Source organism: Rhodococcus sp. R1101 (assembly GCF_000278445.1).
GTDB lineage: Bacteria > Actinomycetota > Actinomycetes > Mycobacteriales > Mycobacteriaceae > Rhodococcus > Rhodococcus gordoniae.
This window is the reverse complement of record NZ_AJVB01000533.1, coordinates 1-2,500: the sequence shown is the minus strand read 5'-3', so window position 1 is coordinate 2,500 and position 2,500 is coordinate 1. Positions and strand designations below refer to the sequence as shown.

Below are 2,500 nucleotides of genomic sequence, written 5' to 3'. Positions count from 1 at the left end.
TGCATACCAAGGATATAACCCAATATCACAGAACCGGAATGCGCATTACAACAGTGAAACCTTGCACACCAGGATGATTCACAATAGGCATTGCGCCACAACATATTTCAAAAACACGCCGAAACAGCATCCCACCGCGCCCCCACCACCCCACACACCCCCCAACACCGACCCCACCCACACCCGCCGGCACAACCGCCGGCCCCACACCGGGACATGCCATCACCCCCGGTCACAGCACACAACAACCCAACAACCCCTCAGCCCCAGGATCAGGCACATCCCACAAACCGCACCACGATCCCCTCCCGCACCACCCCCAGGAAACCATCATCAGCAACGCCTCCACCTGCCCCTCACGCAGACTCTGCGTCTCCCCCTCATCGATTCACATATCCAGACCCGGACCGTGATACGAAAAGCTGTATGAAACGATTCGTTATCGCAGCAATCGCCTCGATGGTGCCCCTCCTAGCCATTCCCGCCGTAGCCAGCGCCGACCCCGCTGTGCTCCCTCCCATCGTGACGCTCACCAGCGACAATTCATCAATCACTGCGACAATCACGAACCCCAACGAGCCGCGCGTCATCAGCGGAGCCACGCTCACATGCACCCTCGCGATCATCGGGTCCCCCGAAGGCTTCAGCACCTCGGTACTTCCCTTCGAAAATCCAGATCCCCACGGCACCCCGTCCGATCCCACCGACACCACCCGCTACCCACAGGCAGGACAGACCGTCACCATCACACGCGCCGACCTGCCCCAAGGGCAGTACAGGCTCGTCGGACAGTGCGGACAAATGCTCTACGGCGGCGGCTGGCTATGGTCCGCCGACTCCGCATCCGAACGAGTCGAGTACGAGATCTGGGTCGGACCGGAACCCGGCCCCGAACCCACCCCGGGACTCCTCGGCTCCCTCAACCTCAACCGATAATTCACAGGTGTCCCATAGCGGAAGGACCGATGACGCGGCATGCCCGAACACACGGTGACCCGCTGGGTCGCCCCAGTCGAGAACGAAATCCCACGCACCCACCACGGGCTGCTCGACTCCGACACTCTTAGCCGTGACTGGTACACGGGAGAGCGACCTCAACTCGCCACGGAGTTGATCGGCACCTCCGACTCCTACGTCCTACTCGCACCCGCCGGCGCCGGCAAGACCACACTGATCGATGAACTGAAGCGCCAGGAGCCCGATAGCCACTCGATCGATCTGTCAGACAGCCAACAATCATCGAACAGATCCGGCTCCTCACGTCGATCGACTTAGCCGCACAGGATTCCCCATCCGTACGTACCATCTTCGTCGACGCTGTCGACGAAGCACTTCAAGTCGATCCAACGACCGACAACACTCTAGGTGCGCTGCTGCGCCAGCCCGGAGCCAATGATTTGGCGTGGCGCTTCGTTTGCAGACCTGGTTCGTGGACCGTCCGTCTCGCGACCAAACTGAAGGCAGCACTGTCTGGTTTGAAGGAACTCGAGCTTCTCCCGCTGAGTCTGGCGGACATCGAGCATCTGGCAGGCTCCAATACCGAGCACTTCTTGGCAGCGGTCGAGCGTGTCCGTCTCACCCGCCTACTTGCCTATCCCCTCCCAGCCATGGATCTACTCGAGCATTGGCGCGAGGTAGGCCAACTGCCGGTCAGCCGGTCGGGAGCTATGGAACATGCCGTCACCCGCATGCTTACCGAAATAAGCAACAGTCGACCACTCGGACGGCTTGACGACCATAGTCGGCGGTTGATCGCAGAGCGGCTGGCTGCGCTGTCTCTGTTCTGCGGCGTGAGCGCCTTCGTACTCGGTCCTGTAAATCATCGCCCCGCTGCGTCCTCTCCTTCCGTCGAGGGCAGCATCAATACGTCCAAGCTGGCAATCGCTTCTGTCCCTATCCAGGACGAACCCGGTCTATCCCGGCTAACTGTGGACGATATCCGCGAAGTACTGGACACCCCACTAGATGTACCCGGCCATCAGGTTGGTGCCAGTCGGCTGACCGGTGGAAGTCCTACCGAGTGCGCTGTGACGCCGTCGAGTGTTGTAGTACTCGAGCCAGGGTGCAAGGGCATCAGCTCGTTCGGCATTGCTGGTGAACACCTGCCGGTAGGCCCACTCGGTCTGCAAGGTGCGGTTCAGGCGTTCGACCTTGCCGTTCTGCCACGGACAATGCGGTGTGATGAACTTCTGCCGAATCCCGAATTCGGCGCACACGGTGCGCAGCGAGTACCGGTAGGCCCACGCGTTGTCGGTCATCAACCGTTCGATCCGGGTGATGCCGTGGCCGGCGAAGTAGTTGATCGCGCGGATCAGGAAACCTGCACAGGTGGCTCCCTTTTCGTCCGGGAGGATCTCCGAGTACGCGAGCCGGGAGTGATCGTCGACGAGCGAGTGCACATAATCGAAGCCCACCTTCATCGTGCGGTTGCGGGGCCGGTTGTGTCGACCGTGAGCCCGCCAGCCGCCGCCGTCGGGGATCCGACCGAGCTTTACGGGCG

At 61.3% G+C, this 2,500-nt stretch carries 1 protein-coding gene and 1 pseudogene; one reads left to right on the top strand and one right to left on the bottom strand.

All coding sequences use genetic code 11. From position 1 onward, the window contains the following. The first annotated feature begins 522 nt into the window (after window positions 1-522). On the top strand, window positions 523-936 hold the full coding sequence (locus R1101_RS0121120; protein WP_157179195.1) for a hypothetical protein: 414 nt from the start codon (window positions 523-525) through the stop codon (window positions 934-936). Between the two features lie 1,042 nt (window positions 937-1,978). Here R1101_RS0121120 and R1101_RS27970 read toward each other — a convergent pair. Further along, window positions 1,979-2,500, bottom strand: a pseudogene (locus tag R1101_RS27970) (integrase core domain-containing protein); the annotation flags it as partial.